The 16,504-nt window shown below is 37.8% G+C and carries 17 protein-coding genes; 16 read left to right on the top strand and 1 reads right to left on the bottom strand.

Features of this window, described 5'->3' with window-relative positions:
- The first annotated feature begins 12 nt into the window (after positions 1 to 12).
- The 4 genes from OCV53_RS11355 to OCV53_RS12575 all read left to right on the top strand — a co-directional run bounded on the left by OCV53_RS11355 (position 13) and on the right by OCV53_RS12575 (position 2,556).
- A complete protein-coding gene (locus tag OCV53_RS11355; RefSeq protein WP_022374132.1) occupies positions 13 to 498 on the top strand; it encodes a dihydrofolate reductase in 486 nt (161 codons plus the stop codon).
- A 325-nt stretch (positions 499 to 823) separates the two neighbouring features.
- On the top strand, positions 824 to 1,525 hold the full coding sequence (locus tag OCV53_RS11350) for a M15 family metallopeptidase (RefSeq protein WP_055198381.1): 702 nt from the start codon (positions 824 to 826) through the stop codon (positions 1,523 to 1,525).
- A gap of 114 nt (positions 1,526 to 1,639) precedes the next feature.
- Entirely contained in the window at positions 1,640 to 2,071 is a 432-nt protein-coding gene (locus OCV53_RS12580; RefSeq protein ID WP_416781986.1) for an AAA family ATPase, read from the top strand.
- Positions 2,059 to 2,556 carry a PD-(D/E)XK nuclease domain-containing protein gene (locus OCV53_RS12575; RefSeq protein ID WP_055198377.1) on the top strand — a complete coding sequence of 166 codons (498 nt, stop codon included), beginning with the start codon at positions 2,059 to 2,061 and terminating at the stop codon, positions 2,554 to 2,556. Before OCV53_RS12580 ends, OCV53_RS12575 begins: the two co-directional genes overlap by 13 nt.
- Positions 2,557 to 2,665: 109 nt before the next feature.
- Here the strand turns inward: OCV53_RS12575 and OCV53_RS11340 are convergent, their stop codons facing one another.
- On the bottom strand, positions 2,666 to 3,928 hold the full coding sequence (locus tag OCV53_RS11340; RefSeq protein WP_055198375.1) for a peptidoglycan-binding protein: 1,263 nt from the start codon (positions 3,926 to 3,928) through the stop codon (positions 2,666 to 2,668).
- Positions 3,929 to 4,059: 131 nt separating this feature from the next.
- On the opposite strand from OCV53_RS11340, the gene ybaK reads away from it, so the two are divergent.
- The 12 genes from ybaK to OCV53_RS11280 all read left to right on the top strand — a co-directional run bounded on the left by ybaK (position 4,060) and on the right by OCV53_RS11280 (position 16,446).
- A complete protein-coding gene (ybaK, locus tag OCV53_RS11335) occupies positions 4,060 to 4,539 on the top strand; it encodes a Cys-tRNA(Pro) deacylase (protein ID WP_022374137.1) in 480 nt (159 codons plus the stop codon).
- A gap of 15 nt (positions 4,540 to 4,554) precedes the next feature.
- Positions 4,555 to 5,100 carry a beta-class carbonic anhydrase gene (locus OCV53_RS11330; protein ID WP_055198374.1) on the top strand — a complete coding sequence of 182 codons (546 nt, stop codon included), beginning with the start codon at positions 4,555 to 4,557 and terminating at the stop codon, positions 5,098 to 5,100.
- A gap of 23 nt (positions 5,101 to 5,123) precedes the next feature.
- Entirely contained in the window at positions 5,124 to 5,990 is an 867-nt protein-coding gene (locus OCV53_RS11325; RefSeq protein ID WP_055198372.1) for an N-acetylmuramoyl-L-alanine amidase family protein, read from the top strand.
- Positions 5,977 to 6,543 carry a YARHG domain-containing protein gene (locus tag OCV53_RS11320; protein WP_055198370.1) on the top strand — a complete coding sequence of 189 codons (567 nt, stop codon included), beginning with the start codon at positions 5,977 to 5,979 and terminating at the stop codon, positions 6,541 to 6,543. Before OCV53_RS11325 ends, OCV53_RS11320 begins: the two co-directional genes overlap by 14 nt.
- Before the next feature lie 24 nt (positions 6,544 to 6,567).
- Complete coding sequence (locus tag OCV53_RS11315) at positions 6,568 to 7,809, top strand: zinc-ribbon domain-containing protein (RefSeq protein WP_055198368.1); 1,242 nt, start codon at positions 6,568 to 6,570, stop codon at positions 7,807 to 7,809.
- A gap of 20 nt (positions 7,810 to 7,829) precedes the next feature.
- Positions 7,830 to 8,702, top strand: coding sequence for a hypothetical protein (locus tag OCV53_RS11310; protein WP_242852163.1), 873 nt, complete (start codon positions 7,830 to 7,832; stop codon positions 8,700 to 8,702).
- Between the two features lie 11 nt (positions 8,703 to 8,713).
- Positions 8,714 to 8,887, top strand: coding sequence for a DUF4250 domain-containing protein (locus OCV53_RS11305; RefSeq protein ID WP_022374143.1), 174 nt, complete (start codon positions 8,714 to 8,716; stop codon positions 8,885 to 8,887).
- 58 nt (positions 8,888 to 8,945) lie between these two features.
- A complete protein-coding gene (locus OCV53_RS11300) occupies positions 8,946 to 9,647 on the top strand; it encodes an ABC transporter ATP-binding protein (RefSeq protein ID WP_022374144.1) in 702 nt (233 codons plus the stop codon).
- A 22-nt stretch (positions 9,648 to 9,669) separates the two neighbouring features.
- A complete protein-coding gene (locus OCV53_RS11295; RefSeq protein WP_055198366.1) occupies positions 9,670 to 12,879 on the top strand; it encodes an ABC transporter permease in 3,210 nt (1,069 codons plus the stop codon).
- Positions 12,880 to 12,897: 18 nt separating this feature from the next.
- Positions 12,898 to 14,214 (top strand): alpha-amylase family glycosyl hydrolase, encoded by a 1,317-nt coding sequence (locus tag OCV53_RS11290; protein WP_055198364.1) that lies wholly within the window; start codon positions 12,898 to 12,900, stop codon positions 14,212 to 14,214.
- Between the two features lie 69 nt (positions 14,215 to 14,283).
- A complete protein-coding gene (gene rny / locus OCV53_RS11285; protein ID WP_055198362.1) occupies positions 14,284 to 15,831 on the top strand; it encodes a ribonuclease Y in 1,548 nt (515 codons plus the stop codon).
- A gap of 84 nt (positions 15,832 to 15,915) precedes the next feature.
- Positions 15,916 to 16,446: an NUDIX hydrolase gene (locus OCV53_RS11280; RefSeq protein WP_055198361.1), complete on the top strand. Its 531-nt coding sequence runs from the start codon at positions 15,916 to 15,918 to the stop codon at positions 16,444 to 16,446.
- Positions 16,447 to 16,504: the final 58 nt, after the last annotated feature.

Raw genomic sequence — 16,504 nt, 5'->3', positions numbered from 1 at the left:
AGGAGAAAACAAATGAACCTTATTGTAAATGCAGATAAGAACTGGGGAATCGGAAAGAATAATGAACTCTTAGTTCATATCCCCAATGATATGAAGATGTTCCGTCAGATGACAACAGGAAAAGTTGTTGTTATGGGACGTAAAACCTTAGAAAGCTTTCCAAATGGAATGCCGCTTCCAAAGAGAACTAATATTGTTTTAACACACGATAAAGACTACGATGCCAAAGGAGCGATCGTTGTTGGAAGCAAGGAAGAATTATTAGATGAACTTGAAGAATATAAAGATGAAGATATTTTTATTATCGGTGGAGAGAGTATTTATCGTATGATGCTTCCATACTGTGATAAAGCGTATGTTACAAGAACAGACTTTGCTTATGATGCTGATACTTATTTTCCAAATCTGGATGAGATGCCAGAGTGGAAACTTGTGAAAGAAAGTGAAGAAGAGACGTACTTTGATATTGAGTATCAATTTGTTGTGTATGGTAAATAATTTAGTCTTTCAATGAATATTTTAAATAATAACTGCCCCGTGACCCATTTGCATTCGGATTCGCACGTAGCGGATGCTAAATTCGACATCGATGATAAATCATCACTGCTCATTAAGCACCGACGAGCTCATACGGTCACGGGGCAGTTATTATTTAAAATATTCTTGGCTGTAGGTTATTGGGAATATGGATAGATGAATATGAATATATGGTGATACATAGAAATGGATAGTGATTGCTGAGGAATTTTGTGTGTGTTTCTTTTTCTACAGATGGGGAAAACTATGTTATAATGAAATCAAAATTTGGAAAGGAAGAATGGATATGAATAATTCAAAATGGAAATTAAAGACTTTGATTGCATTGACGGCACTTACTGTGGTTGCGGTACCAGTTTGTTTACAGAAGAAGTCAGCAAATGCGGCTTCAAAATATACATATAAAAAGGGTTTTACTTATGAGACAATTTCTCCAAAGATTGAAAAGAGGATTACGGGGAAGTCTTATCGTAAGAATAAGAATGTTAAGTTATCTGATCTTCGATATGTTCAGGTGCTTCATTATGGGTTTGATGGAAAAGTGAAGCATGGTGAATTGATCGTTAATAAGAAGATCGCAAAGAAAACAGTGAAGGTATTTTACGAATTATATCAGAAGAAATACAGAATACAGAGAATGCGTCTGATCGATGATTATAATGCGAATGATAATAAGTCTATGTCTGCGAATAATACTTCTGCGTTTAATTATCGTGTGATCAGTGGAACGAAGAAATTGTCTAATCATTCTTATGGATTAGCAATTGATATCAATCCAAGGATCAATCCATGGGTAAAGGGAAATAAGGTTTCTCCTTCGAATGGAAAGGTTTATAAACAGAGAAAGACATCAAAGTGCAAGGGAAAATATAAACGTTATATGATTCATAAGAATGATACGGCTTATAAGATCTTTAAGAAATATGGATTTAGCTGGGGTGGAAATTGGAGAAGTTCTAAGGATTATCAGCATTTTGAATGTAAATAAATAGTTGACCATCCCAAACCCGCTCTCGCTCGGATTCGCACGTAGCGGACACTAAATTCGACAGCGATGATAAATATTCCTGTTGGGATTTCGGATTTTGAGAGGATTCGGGAGTTGGATTATTACTATGTGGATAAGACTGGTTTGATTAAGACGTTGCTGCGGGGTGAGATGGATCAGGTGACGTTGATTACTCGTCCTAGGCGTTTTGGGAAGACGATGGCAATGAGCATGTTGAATAGTTTCTTGGATATTAGGAAGGATAGCAGGGAGTTGTTTGAGGGGCTTGAAATATCTAAGGAGACAGCAATTTGTGAAAGATGGATGAATCAGTATCCGACTTTGTTTTTGTCATTTAAAGATGTGTATGGTAGTACATTTGAGAATGCATTTAATTTTCTTAAATATATTGTGGCAGAGGTATGCAAGCAGCATATGTATTTGCTGGATAGTGATGATGTAGATAAAATCTGTGGAGCATTCTTTATCTTACCGGATATCTTACAAAAGCAGGGGAATGTGATGCAGAGGGATTGGTTGAGCTAAGAATTCCAAACAAAGAAATCAAAGAGATTTTTGAATCAACGGTAAGAAAATGGTTTGAAGACAGCACAAGGGTGATGAATCGAAAGGCTTTGTTCGATGCTGTGTGGAATAAAGATACGGACAAGTTGACAAAAGAGATCAGTACCTTGCTTCGAATGACGATCAGTTATTATGATTACAGAGAAGATTTCTACCATGCATTTCTTGCAGGAATCTTTGCAGGAGCTGGTTATAGTGTGGAGTCTAACAGGGAACATGGAGAAGGACGAAGTGATATTGTAATCTACAATGATGTGACGGGACAGGTTGCAGTATTTGAAGCAAAATATTCTAGAAAATTAGATGATCTGGAAAGAGATTGTCAAAAAGCATTGGATCAGATTGATACAAAGATGTATGCGAAAGAATTTGAAGATACTTATGATGAGGTTTTGTGTTATGGAATTTCATTTTATAAAAAAAGGTGTCTTGTGAGATGTAAATAAGATGATAAAAAGTCTGTGCAAAATATAAATGCACAGGCTTTTTTGTAAATGTATTGACTAAAATTTTGAACCCCACATGGATGACCTAGTGGGGCTTAAAATAAGTTACCTAAGAATTCAACTCTGCGATCCGACTGACTCCAACATATATCTCACTAATCTTATACCAAGTAGGATAATCCACAATTCCAGTCTGAGGCAGCCCAAAGACATTTTGAAATTTTCGAACCGCATTAGCTGTAGATTCTCCAAATACACCATCCGCAGCAATCGTAGGAAGAGAAGGATAATCCCGCGCAATCCGATTTAATTGCTGCTGCATCTGACGAACTTTATCTCCGCTGCTCCCAATCATCAAATCATATCCCGGCCAGGAAGATGGAATCCCAGAAATCTGTTCGGCGGTATTGATATACATACTTTCTCCATAATAATATCTCAAAATCTCAATCGGTGCATAACCCTGATCACCTAAGTATTTAGAACCCCACTGCGTCATCCATTCGGGACAAGAAACCTTCTTTCCATCACAATACTGCGTAAGGATCGGCTGTCTTACATTCGGTCTGGACAGATAATCTGCAAAAATCTCATCAACGATCGTATTAATAGAATCATAAGTTGTCTTTCCAGGAATAAACTTGTGGTCATAAGCTGTAGAAGATGTAATCGTAAAGTCATGCCCTTTATTTCTATACCATTCAGTATATACTCTATTCAAAGTAAATGACATGATCGCAAGAATATTTGCTTCAAGAGTTGCACGAGGCCAGGTAGAATAAATTTCGCAGGCAGCAACATTTTTGATGTAATCTTTATAACGCACATAATAATTCTGTGCAGTCTTATCACCAACAGAACCATCATGAACAATAATGTATTCTGGAATTACAACTCGGCTTAAGACGATCTCACCAGTTTCATTAACAGGCTTAATTTCAGATTCCGCAATTTTCGGTGGATAATTGCCCCACAGAGTGTGAGGACCGATCACAATAGGATTTTCTTCTGTAGAAATACTGGTTTCTTCAGGAATCAAGGAAACAGATTGAAGACCTTGGACACCAGAGAGAATCTGTGCACCAGAGATCGTGACGGATTCATAATCCTTGGAACGGATTCTTAAATTATATTCAGAATAAGGCTGGTTTTCTCCTGGTGACATACTGTATTCGACTGGTGGTGCCGGAAGATCAATAACAGGAGTCTGGCCATTTTCATCTGTATTTATTGTTTCAAGAACAGAGTCAGGATCGCCAGTGTAAGAAATTTCAATCGAAGCATCAGGAATGGGAACTGATCCGATGCTTGAAGTTACCTGTATTTTTAAATGGCCTTGATCGACAAGATTTTTATTTTGTATTTCTGGCATAAAAATATCCTCGGAATATCTTTTACTCTCAATATATGAAAAAATATGATATAATGTGCAAAGGTGGTGTAAAATGAACACCATAACATATGTTTGCTAGATAAATAAATCAGCAAGGAGGCAGCAGGAGAATGGCAAAGAAAGAACCAAAAACAAACGCAATGAGAATGCTTGAGAGAGCGAAGATTCCATTTGAAGTACATCGTTATGAGTGCAAAGAATTTATCGATGGAATTACGATCGCTGATATGTTAAATGAACCATATGAAAGAGTGTTTAAAACTCTGGTAACAGAAGGAAAAAGCGGAGGATATTTTGTATTTGTAGTTCCAATCGATAAGGAACTTGATCTTAAGAAAGCTGCAAAGGCAGCGGGGGAGAAATCTGTTGAGATGATCCATGTAAAAGATATCAATAAGATCACAGGATATATTCGTGGAGGCTGTACAGCAATTGGCATGAAGAAAGATTATCCAACAGTTCTTGATGCAAGTGCAAATGATCAGGAGAAGATCATTGTAAGTGGTGGAAAGAATGGAATTCAGATTGAGCTTACGACACAGGATTATCTTAAGGCATGTAAAGGAAAGACTGCTGATATTACTTTATAGAAGGGAGAGTATAAGATGATTGATGAGATTTTAAAATACAATCAGGAATTTGTAAAAGAGAAAAAATATGAACAGTATAAGACAAGTAAGTACCCTGATAAGAAGATTGCGATTCTTACTTGTATGGATACAAGACTTACTGAACTTTTACCAGCAGCACTTGGAATTAAAAATGGTGATGTCAAGATCATTAAGAATGCAGGAGGAGTTGTAAGTCATGCATTCGGAAGTGTGGTACGAAGTATTTTAGTCGGTATATTTGAGCTAGGCATTGAGGAAGTCATGGTGATCGGACATACAGACTGTGGAGTACAGCATATCAACAGTGAGATGATGATCGGACATATGATGGAGCGCGGAATCGATGAGGAGAAGATTGAGCTGATCCGTCACTGTGGAGTTGATTTTGATACATGGTTAGAAGGTTTTGACTGTGTAGAAAGTTCTGTAAAAGATTCTGTGGAAATGCTTCGAAAACACCCACTGATTCCAAAAGATATAAAGATTTCAGGATACGTTATGGATTCAGTAACAGGTGAATTAAAAGTAGTCGAACCATAAATCGAAACGAAAGAGGGATAAGTATGAAAAAGATATGGAAAGTTCTGATCCTTTGTGTGATGCTTAGTATTTTTTGTGTGGGCTGCAAAGATGATGAAGTGATCACACAGGATAAGAAAGCAGGAGAGAAGACAACAGAGAAGCGGACAGAGATCATTAAGCAGAAGACAACACAGAAAGCGTCTCAGAAGACGACACAAAATAAGAAAGAGACAACAACACTGCCCAAAGAGGAAAAACGTATAAAGATCGCAATTGACGCAGGACATCAAAAGAAACAGATGAGTGAACAGGAAGCGATCGGACCAGGTGCTGACAAGACAAAGCCAATGGTATCTTCAGGAACGGAAGGAGTCGTTACGAAGAGAACAGAATATCAGGTAAATTTAGAAGTGTCATTAAAGCTTAAGAGTGAATTGATCGCCAGAGGATATGATGTTTATATGATCAGAGAGACTAATGATGTATCATTAAGCAACAAAAAAAGAGCTTTGATGGCAAATGAAAGTGGTGCTGGTATTTTACTTAGGATCCATTGCAATAGTGCAGATTCACAGTCAGCAAATGGAGCTTTAACAATGAGTCCTACTTCATCCAATCCTTATTGCAAGGTAATTGCAGCAGACAGTCAGAGATTATCTGAATGTGTAGTTAGTACTTTGTGCCGCAGAACAGGTGCTAAAAATCGTGGGGTAACACAGACAGATGAGATGACAGGGATCAACTGGAGTAAGATTCCTGTAACAATCGTAGAGATGGGATTTATGTCAAATCCAGACGAAGATCAGAAGTTATCAGATCGTCATTATCAGACAATGCTTGCAGAAGGAATTGCAGATGGAGTTGACAGATATTACCAAAGAGAAGGAGAGAAAAATGCAGAAAAATGAAAAACAGGTAATTGCAGTACTTGCTGCAGCTATCGCAGTCGTAGCGTTTATTCTAATTGCCATGTTGGTCACAAGCAGAGACACAACAGACAATGAAAGCGCCAGTACATCATTGAAAAATGCCGTACAGGAAGAAACAAATAACAAGAAAAATAATGAAGGAAAAGATGTTGGGGATGGGAACGTGGCTGATTCAACAGACGACAACACAACAGAAGCACAAACAACAACGGAAGCATCTGATAGTGATACAAAGTCAGCAAGTGAGATCATGGATGCCGATGATGGATATGTTTTTCCAGATGCCGATACAGAATATATCAGCAAATCTGACATAAAGAAATTATCTGACAGCGAACTTCAATATGCAGTGAATGAAATCTATGCAAGACATGGATTAAAATTTACGAAAAAGGTTAATAAAGAACGTTTTGAAAAGAAAGCATGGTATAACGGTACTGTGGATGATCAGGACAGTATTTCTTTGAATAAATACGAGAAGAAAAATGTAGATACAATGGCAGCAGAATTGAAGAAACGTGGACTTAGATAAAAAAGAGAAGGGAGAAGAGAAAATATGTTTTGCCCAAAGTGTGGAAGTGAAGTAAAAGACGGAGATATGTTCTGCGGAGAATGTGGAATGAGAATGGAACCGTTGGAGTCAGAAAATCAGCAGACAGAAAGCCAGAAGACAGCAGACCAGAATGAAACACAAAAATCAAGACCAGTACAGCCGAATCAAGCACCAAATAAAGCACCGGCAAAGAGTGGAGGATTATTTAAAGGATTTAGCAGCAAAGCCAAGAAGATCGTCATTGCTGAAGTTGCAGTATTAGTCGTTCTGATCGCAGCGTTTTTTTATATCGGAAACAGCAAAAGCAGTCCAGAGGCAGCAGCGAATCAGTTTGTAAAAGATTATAATAATAAGAAATGGTCCAATATCTATGATAAGTTTAATTTGTCAGAAGATACATTTATCAATGAAGAAGCATTTGAAAAGACAATGGATCAGAATGAGACAAAGACTTTATCAACACCAACTGGTGGTTATGTGAATTATGGAACTTATGCCGGACAATATGTATATCAGGCAAAGAAAGGTTCTGATGAAGTTGAGATTCATATCGCAAAATCAGCAAAGAAGAATTTCCTGTTTTTTGATAAATATGAAGTAACAAGTGCTACAGATACAGGATTGGCAACAGAAAGCGTAAAATTATTTACAATGCCAGGTGTTACTTTAAAAATCGATGGAATTGCAGCAAAGGTTCCAGAAGATACATCAGAAAATACATATAACGTAACAATGTTTGCAGGAAAACATAAGCTTACATTTTCAGGAGCGGATGGTCTATTTGATCAGGACAGCTATACGTTCAATACAAATGATGACAATCCATTGAATGTCGTGCAGTATTCAGGAACAGCAAAAACGGAAGCTGCAAAAGCGTTAAAGAGTTATATGCCGGAGATTACAGAAGCTAAGATCAAAGACAAAGGAAATGCAGGTATTACATCTTATTTTACATCAACAGAAGCCGCAGAAAATTATGGAGTCAGATTATGTGATTCTATTTGGTATTATGGAAGTGATGCAAAATCACTTGGAAGTGTAAAATTAACAAAATGTCAGGCAACAAGTTCGGATTCATCTTATAACACGGTTGCAGATGGTGTATTTGTTGCAGTCAGTGGTTCAAGAGATTATAAATATAAAATATGGGATAGATATGAGACACAGACATTGAAGATCAGTGGTGTAGCTAGAATGATCAGGAAAAATGGAAAATGGCTGATCGATACGGCTTCATATTACTAAAGAGAAGAGAGGAGAATATTATGGCAAACTTTTGTACAAAATGTGGAAGAAAATTAATTAACGGACAGCCTTGTATCTGTACACAGCAGAATGCAGAAGATACACAGGAAAATGCATATCAGTCAGAAACTGCACAGGCAGAAAGCCAGCAGACACAGCAGCAGTATACAAACTATGAAGAAATCAATTATGAAGGCCCAGCATCTGAACAAAATCAGAGTGATGTAGCAGCCATGACAAAGAATTTCTTTACACAAGCATTAGAGATGATCAAACATCCAAGCACAGGTTTTGCATCTTCTGTCGCAGATGAAAACAGTAAAAACGGGCTGATTCTTATGGGAATTCAGGCACTTTTAGCAGGATTATATTTGTATGTATTTGTTCAGAAAATCGTTTCAACAGCGTTGAATGGTGTAAGCTCTTTTTTAGGAGTGTCAAGATATGTGGGACAGACACCATCTTTTGGACAGTTTTTTGGATATGGAGTTATTTTGTCAATTGTCGTATCTCTGATTATTTCAGGTGTTATTCTCGGACTTATGAATGCAATGGGTCATGCAAAGATCAACTGGTTTCAGGCATGCCAGATTGTTGGAATGAGATCTCTAGGATCAATTTTAGCATTGATTCTTGCAATTTTAGGATTACTGCTTGGAATGTACCAGTTTGCAGTTTTGATCGTGCTGGTTGGAAGCGTACTGACATTCATTTATAGTATGGTGGCAATGATGAGTTATCCTGGTGTAAATAAGAATGCAGTTGCTTACATCGCATTGATCGTTGAGATCGTAGGAGCAATTGTAGCATATTTCATTATGAAAGAATTTGTATTCTCTGCATTAGGAAGTGCAGCAGGGTCAGCAACTAATTTCTTAAGTAATATCTTATAGGAGACACAAAGATGATACCAAAAGACCCAGTTATGTTACTAAGTTATATTAACACCCAGTTAAGGGATTTTTATGATTCCTTTGAGGACCTGTGTAAAGCACTTGATCTTGATGAAAATGAGATAAAACAGAAACTTTCATCCATTGGATATGAGTATAATGATTCATTAAATCAGTTTAAGTAAGAGACTGGCTGAATCAATCAAAATATGGTAAAATTCTTTATAAAGGAGAAGCATATTTATGGAATTGATTCGGTTAGAAAATGTAAAGAAAATATATAAGACAGGAGAGGTGATCACCAAAGCCGTAGACGGGATTGATTTTACGGTGAATAAGGGTGAGTTTGCCTTGATCATTGGCGCCAGTGGTGCAGGAAAGACTACCGTATTGAATATTTTAGGTGGTATGGATACTGCAACCAGTGGCGCTGTTTTTGTAGATGGAAAAGATATCTCCAAATGGAATAAAAAACAGCTGACAGGGTATCGTAGAGACGATATCGGATTCGTTTTTCAGTTTTATAATCTGGTTCCGAATCTGACTGCAACAGAGAATGTGGAATTAGCACTTCAGATCAGCAAAGATCCACTGGATGCAGAAGAAGTACTGAAAGATGTAGGACTTGGACACAGACTGAATAACTTTCCGGCACAGTTATCTGGAGGAGAACAGCAGAGAGTATCCATTGCGCGTGCGCTTGCTAAGAATCCCAAGATACTACTTTGTGATGAGCCGACAGGAGCACTTGATTATCAGACAGGAAAATCCATTTTAAAATTACTTCAGGATACTTGTCATAAGAAAGGTAAAACAGTTGTGGTTATTACACATAACCTTGCAATTGCACCAATGGCAGACCGTGTGATCGAGATGAAAAATGGAAAGATCAGTAACATTACGATAAATGACAATCCACAGCTGGTGGAAACGATTGAATGGTAGAAAGAATGGCAGGGAAGTGCGTATGAAAAAGACAGCATTACACAAAGATATATACAGAACGATCACAGGTACGCTTCCAAGATTTCTGTCCATCTTTTTTATTGTGGTACTTGGGGTTGCATTTTATGCAGGTATCCGTGTAACACAGAAAGATATGCATATCACAGCAGACCATCAGTTTGATGATTCGAAACTTATGGACGTGAAAGTGATGGGAACTTTGGGAATATCTAAGGAGAATCTGGAATCGATGAAGAAGCTTTCGAAAACAGCGGATATCGAAGGCGGTCATTCTACAGATGTTATATCAAAGAAGCAGGGAAGTGACGACGAACACGCAGTGAAAGTCGTGGCAGAGACGAAGAAATTAAACCAGATTACGATCGTACAAGGAAAGCTCCCGAAGAAGTCAGGGGAATGCCTTGTGGATGAATGGTATGCGACTCAGAATGGATTAAAAATTGGAGATATTTTGGAGTTATCTTCAGGAACAGAGGATGATCTTAAAGATACCTTAAATGATACGACATATAAGATCACAGCTATTGGAAGATCAGCAGAATATCTGTCAAGATCAAGAGGAAGCACAACAATTGAAACTGGAACATTATCTGGATTTATCATTGTTAAGCAATCAGAATTTTCCTCTGACATTTATACAGAAGTTTATCTTACAGCAAAGGGTGCCAAATCAGAAAGAGCATACAGCGATGCATATAAGGATAAAGTAAAAGAGTTAGAAGATCAGCTGAAAGACATTTCCAAGGACGAGAATAAGAAGCGTTTAAGTTCTGTTTGGAAAGAAGCCTCTGATAAGATTTCCAAGAAAGAAAAGACATTTAAAAAAGAACGTAAAAAAGTCTTAAATAAACTAGATAAGGCAGATAAGGAGCTGAAAGATTCAAGACAAAAGATCAATGATTCCAAATCTGAATTAGAACAAAGCAAGAAAAAACTTGCAAGTGCAAAATCACAGATTCAGACAGCGAAAGCACAGTATCAGTCAGGAATCAAACAGATCAGCAGTGCAAGAAAACAGTTAAAGACACAGAAACAGACAATCAAAACAAAAAGCAGCCAGCTTGACACACAGGAAGCTAAAATAAAAGAACAGGAGCAGCAGTTAGAGAAAAAAGAACAACAGATCAATCAGGCGCTACAGGCAGGAGCGATCACAGAGCAGGAAGCACAGGCTTCTATGATACAGATCAATGCAGGAAAGCAACAGATAAAGACAGCAAAGGCACAGATCACTTCTGGAAAAAAACAGTTAAAAGCAGCACAGACAAAGATTGTAAATGCAGAAAGAACACTGAATCAGAAAAGCAGTCAGTTAAAGACAGCTAAACAGACAATAGAGTCAAATGAAGCAAAATTAGTAACAGCACAAAAGCAGATTGATTCAGGAGCAACCAAGATCAAAGAAGCAGAAAGAAAGCTTGATGATGGAGAGAAGAAGTTAAAGAAGTCAAGAAAGAAAGCCGAGAAGAAATTAAAAGATGCCGAGAATAAGATCAAAGATGCTAAAGAAGATGTAAAGAATATCAAACAAGGCAAATGGTATATTTTGAATCGTGAAAAGATGCAGTCTTATGTTGAATACGGACAGGAAGCAGACAGAATTGCAGCACTTGGACAGGTTGTTCCAGTTATTTTTTTCTTAGTGGCAGCGTTGGTAAGTTTAACGGCAATGACACGTATGGTTGAGGAACAAAGAACACAGATCGGAATGATGAAAGCTCTCGGGTACAGTGGATTTCATATTGCAATGAAATATGTCAGTTATGCGTTGGCAGCAACACTTACAGGAAGTATTCTTGGGGCAGTGATCGGTGAAAAGCTTCTTCCGTGGATCATTATCAATGCCTATAAGATGATGTATACGGGGCTTGGAGATGTGTATACACCATTGGAAACAGAATATTCAGTTATGGCAACAGGACTTGCTGTCGGGGTTGTTGTATTCGCAGTGCTATCTGCATGTTACAAAGAATTAAAAGAGAAGCCAGCTCAGCTGATGCGTCCTGTGGCACCGAAAGAAGGAAAACGAATCCTGTTAGAACGGATTCCATTTGTATGGAAACGGTTAAGCTTTATCTGGAAAGCAACGATGCGAAATCTGTTCCGTTATAAGAAACGATTCTTTATGACGATCTTTGGAATTGGCGGCTGTATGGCGTTGTTGCTATTGGGATTTGGAATTAAAGATTCGATTTCAGCAATTTCAAAGAATCAGTACGGAGAGATCATCACCTATGATTTTTCTATCACATACAAAGATGGAATAAAAAAAGCTAAGAAAGAAGAATTTGTAAACTGGACGAAAAAACAAGATCACATGACAGATTTAATGGAAGTTAGTGAATCTGCGGTAACGATCCGTGCAAATGGTGAAAAACAAGATGCAACGATGATCCTCCCAATGTCAAAAGACGATTTTAACGGATATATTACATTACAGGATAGAAAGAGTAAGACCAAATATAAGTTAGATGATGAAGGAATCATTCTGACAGAGAAAGCAGCATCACTACTCGGTGTGAGCAAAGGAGATACGATAACGATCAAGAAATCAGGTGATCGAAGCATTAAGGCAAAAATCAGTCAGATCACAGAAAATTATCTGCAACACAAAGTATACATGACACCGAAATTATATGCCAGATTGTATCACAAAAAAGCAGATCCAACAGGTATATATTGTATCGAAAAGAATATATCTAAGAAAAAGATGCAGGAAAATGGAAAGAAGATTCTTACAAAAGATGAGGCTTCAGCACTTCATTTTTCATCTGATGACGCAAAGACGATGGAAGATATGGTAAATAATCTAAATATTGTTGTTGTTGTATTAATCGTATCAGCAGGATTACTTGCATTTGTGGTATTATATAACTTGAATAATATCAATATTTCAGAGCGAAGAATGGAACTCGCAACGATCAAAGTGTTAGGATTTTATGATGGAGAAGTCGGCGCTTATGTTTATCGTGAGAATATTTTGTTGACGATCTTAGGAACGATCGCAGGAATTATTTTGGGGATTCTTTTACACAAATATGTAATCTTCACAACGGAAGTTGACTTGATCATGTTTGGAAGACAGATTTATCTTCCAAGCTATGTTTACAGTATTTTACTAACAATTGCTTTTTCGATTCTCGTAAACTTCTTTATGTATTTCCAACTAAAGAAGATTGATATGGTAGAATCATTGAAAAGCACAGAGTGACAGAAAGGAAAAGAGACTATGAAAATGAACGAATTAATGATTTATCAGGTGTTTCCACTACGAGCATTAACAGATGGGCAACCTTCCCATGGAATTTTAGAGATGATCGACTGGATTCCACACATTAAGAAATTAGGAATGAATGCTGTTTACTTTTCACCGGTATTTTCATCAAGTGACCACGGATATGATACGAAAGATTATCAGCTGATCGATGAAAGACTTGGAACAAATGAAGACTTTAAGACAATGTGTAATGCGATGCACAAAGAAGGAATTCAAGTGATCTTAGATGGAGTATTTAACCATGTGGGAAGAGAGTTCTTTGCATTTGAGGATGTGAAAGAAAAGAAATGGGACTCTCCATACAAAGACTGGTTTTATATCAATTTTGACGGAAACAGCTGTTATGATGATGGATTCTGGTATGAAGGATGGGAAGGACATTTTGAACTTGTTAAATTAAATCTTGATAATGAGCAGGTTCGAAATTATTTATTAGAATCCGTTGGGAAATGGATGGATGAACTTGGAATTGATGGATTAAGACTTGATGTTGCTTATATGTTAAATAGAAACTTTATGAAAGCATTAGTAGATTTTGTTCACAGCAAGAATCCAGAATTTATAATGATCGGGGAAATGCTTCATGGAGATTACACACAGCTTGTGAATCCGGATTTACTTGATTCTGTAACAAATTATGAATGTTACAAAGGACTTTATTCAAGTTTTAACACACACAATATGCATGAGATCGGATATTCTTTAAATCGTCAGTTTGGACCAGAGGAATGGACATTATATAAAGGACTTCCGTTATATAACTTTGTCGATAATCATGATGTAGAAAGAATTGCAAGTCAGTTAGAGGACAAAGAACATTTACCATTGATCTATGCAATGGAGTTTGCAATGCCAGGGGTTCCCGGAGTGTATTATGGAAGTGAATGGGGAATGGAAGGAAAGAAAGAGCAAGGAAGCGATGACAGCCTTCGTCCAAGAATCCACAAAGAAGACTTAGTGGAAAATGAACTGACAGATTATATTGCAAAGCTTGCAAAGGTAAGAGAGGGGTCACCAGCATTAAAATACGGAGATTATTTACAGTTAGCGATCGCACCAGATGTTCTTGTTTTCCAGAGAAGAACAAATGAAGACCGTATCATATTTGCAATGAACTGTGGAGATAATGAATTTACAGCACATTTTGATGCACAGGCCGGATGCGGAACAGATCTGATTATAGGAGAATCTGTAGATTTTGGAGGAGGACTTGTGATCAAAGGAAAAACAGCAATGATAATTCGAACAGAAGAGGTATCCCTTCCTTGACTTTTATGTTGAAAACATATAGAATTAGATAAGTGTGAATACACAAAAAATTGAATAAGGAGGAAACCTGTGGTTGGTATTATTATAGCCATTATCGCAACTCTGGTTATCGCTGTACCGGTATCTGTCTATATTGCTAATACAAGAAGCAAGAAGGCGATGGAGATCACAATCGGTAATGCAGAAGATAAAGCAAGAGAGATTATAGATGAAGCAATCAAAGCAGCGGATGCGAAGAAACGTGAAGCTTCTTTGGAAGTAAAAGAAGAAACTATAAAAGCGAGACATGACTTTGAAAAAGAGACAAAAGAACGCAGGGCAGAACTGCAGAAGTATGAGCAGAGAGTTCTCTCTAAAGAAGAGACTGTAGAGAAGAAAGCTACAACATTAGAGCGCAAAGAACAGTCATTAGCATCGAAAGAGAAGAACATTGAAACAGAGAAAGCTCAGTTGCAGGAACTGCAGGCAAAACATCTACAGGAACTGGAAAGAATTTCCGGATTGACCTCTGATCAGGCAAAAGAGCAATTATTATCAGCAGTAAAAGAAGATGTGAAACACGAGACAGCAATGTATGTCAAAGAGATGGAGACAAGAGCGAAAGAAGATGCCAGAAAGAAAGCCAAAGAATATGTGGTAACTGCGATTCAGAAGTGTGCAGTTGATCATGTGGCTGAGACAACGATTTCGTTGGTACAGCTTCCAAACGATGAGATGAAGGGAAGAATCATCGGTCGTGAAGGACGTAATATCCGTTCCATTGAGAACGCTACTGGGGTTGAATTGATTATCGATGATACACCGGAAGCAGTTGTACTGTCAAGCTTTAATCCGGTTCGACGAGAGATTGCAAGAATCGCCTTAGAGAAACTGATCGTGGATGGAAGAATTCATCCAGCACGCATCGAGGAGATGGTTGAGAAAGCGACAAAAGAAGTCGAAACTATGATGCGCGAAGAAGGAGAAGCAGCAACATTAGAACTTGGGGTTCATGGAATCCATCCAGAGCTTGTAAGACTTCTTGGAAGAATGAAGTTCCGTACAAGCTATGGACAGAATGCATTAAAACATTCCATGGAAGTTGCACAGTTATCCGGACTTTTAGCAGCAGAGATCGGTGTCGATGTAAGAATGGCCAAGAGAGCAGGTCTGCTTCATGACATCGGTAAATCAATCGATCACGAAGTAGAAGGTTCTCACGTAGAACTCGGTGTGAATCTGTGTAAGAAGTATAAGGAGAATCCAATTGTCATCAATGCAGTGGCATCTCATCATGGTGATGAGGAGCCAGAATCATTGATCGCATGTCTGGTACAGGCAGCTGATGCAATCTCAGCAGCACGTCCAGGTGCAAGAAGCGAGACACTGGAAAGTTATACAACAAGATTAAAACAGCTGGAAGAGATTGCAGACTCCTTCCAGGGTGTTGATAAAACTTTTGCAATTCAGGCAGGTCGAGAAATTCGAGTTATGGTAGTTCCTGAACAAATCAGTGACGATGATATGATCTTACTGGCGAGAGATATTTCAAATCAGATCGAAGAGAATCTGGATTATCCAGGACAGATCAAGGTTAATGTGATCAGAGAGTCACGAGTTGTTGACTATGCGAAATAACAAGAAGCGATAGAGAAATCTATCGCTTTTTCCAATTAATAGGAATATTAACAGTAGAGAATGGATAGAAAAGGAGATAGAATCATGAAAGGATACGAGAAATTAGAACAGCGCCTGATGCATCAAGGAAAAGTTGTTGGATTTTACGAAGATATTGTGAAACTTCCAAGTGGAAAAGTAGTCACATGGGATCTTGTAAAACATAAAGGTGCGGCAGCAGTTGTTCCAGTCACCGACAAAGGAACGATCCTACTTGTAAGACAATACCGCAATGCACTTGATCAGGAAACACTTGAAATTCCAGCTGGAGGAATTGAACCAGGGGAGACACCACTTGAATGTGTCACAAGAGAGATTGAAGAGGAAACAGGATACATTGCAGGACATATGCAACATCTGATGACTGTGATCACAGCGATAGGTTTTTGTGATGAAAAGATACCAATTTATGTTGCAACGGATCTAAAGCCATCGAAGCAGCATCTTGATGAAGATGAGTTTATTGACGTAGAAGAATATACAACAGATGAGATCAAAGATATGATCTTTTCAGGAAAGATCATCGATGCAAAGACGATATCAGGAGTTCTTGGATATCTTAATATGGAGAAGTAAATTTATACATCAGAGAAGCATCTAATAAAATAGAATATAAAAGACAGGCACTGCATAT

Origin of the sequence: Anaerostipes amylophilus, from assembly GCF_025567365.1 — a bacterium.
Classification (GTDB): Bacteria; Bacillota; Clostridia; order Lachnospirales; family Lachnospiraceae; genus Anaerostipes; species Anaerostipes amylophilus.
The sequence above is the reverse complement of the archived record's forward strand: the minus strand, read 5'-3'. Positions and strand labels throughout refer to the sequence as shown.

Excerpts from the sequence above, each read along its gene's own strand:
- OCV53_RS11355 (WP_022374132.1), top strand. The coding sequence starts at position 13 with ATGAACCTTATTGTAAATGCAGATAAGAACTGGGGAATCGGAAAGAAT.
- OCV53_RS11350 (WP_055198381.1), top strand. The coding sequence starts at position 824 with ATGAATAATTCAAAATGGAAATTAAAGACTTTGATTGCATTGACGGCA.
- OCV53_RS11340 (WP_055198375.1), bottom strand. The coding sequence starts at position 3,928 with ATGCCAGAAATACAAAATAAAAATCTTGTCGATCAAGGCCATTTAAAA.
- ybaK (WP_022374137.1), top strand. The coding sequence starts at position 4,060 with ATGGCAAAGAAAGAACCAAAAACAAACGCAATGAGAATGCTTGAGAGA.
- OCV53_RS11330 (WP_055198374.1), top strand. The coding sequence starts at position 4,555 with ATGATTGATGAGATTTTAAAATACAATCAGGAATTTGTAAAAGAGAAA.
- OCV53_RS11325 (WP_055198372.1), top strand. The coding sequence starts at position 5,124 with ATGAAAAAGATATGGAAAGTTCTGATCCTTTGTGTGATGCTTAGTATT.
- OCV53_RS11320 (WP_055198370.1), top strand. The coding sequence starts at position 5,977 with ATGCAGAAAAATGAAAAACAGGTAATTGCAGTACTTGCTGCAGCTATC.
- OCV53_RS11315 (WP_055198368.1), top strand. The coding sequence starts at position 6,568 with ATGTTTTGCCCAAAGTGTGGAAGTGAAGTAAAAGACGGAGATATGTTC.
- OCV53_RS11310 (WP_242852163.1), top strand. The coding sequence starts at position 7,830 with ATGGCAAACTTTTGTACAAAATGTGGAAGAAAATTAATTAACGGACAG.
- OCV53_RS11305 (WP_022374143.1), top strand. The coding sequence starts at position 8,714 with ATGATACCAAAAGACCCAGTTATGTTACTAAGTTATATTAACACCCAG.
- OCV53_RS11300 (WP_022374144.1), top strand. The coding sequence starts at position 8,946 with ATGGAATTGATTCGGTTAGAAAATGTAAAGAAAATATATAAGACAGGA.
- OCV53_RS11295 (WP_055198366.1), top strand. The coding sequence starts at position 9,670 with ATGAAAAAGACAGCATTACACAAAGATATATACAGAACGATCACAGGT.
- OCV53_RS11290 (WP_055198364.1), top strand. The coding sequence starts at position 12,898 with ATGAAAATGAACGAATTAATGATTTATCAGGTGTTTCCACTACGAGCA.
- OCV53_RS11280 (WP_055198361.1), top strand. The coding sequence starts at position 15,916 with ATGAAAGGATACGAGAAATTAGAACAGCGCCTGATGCATCAAGGAAAA.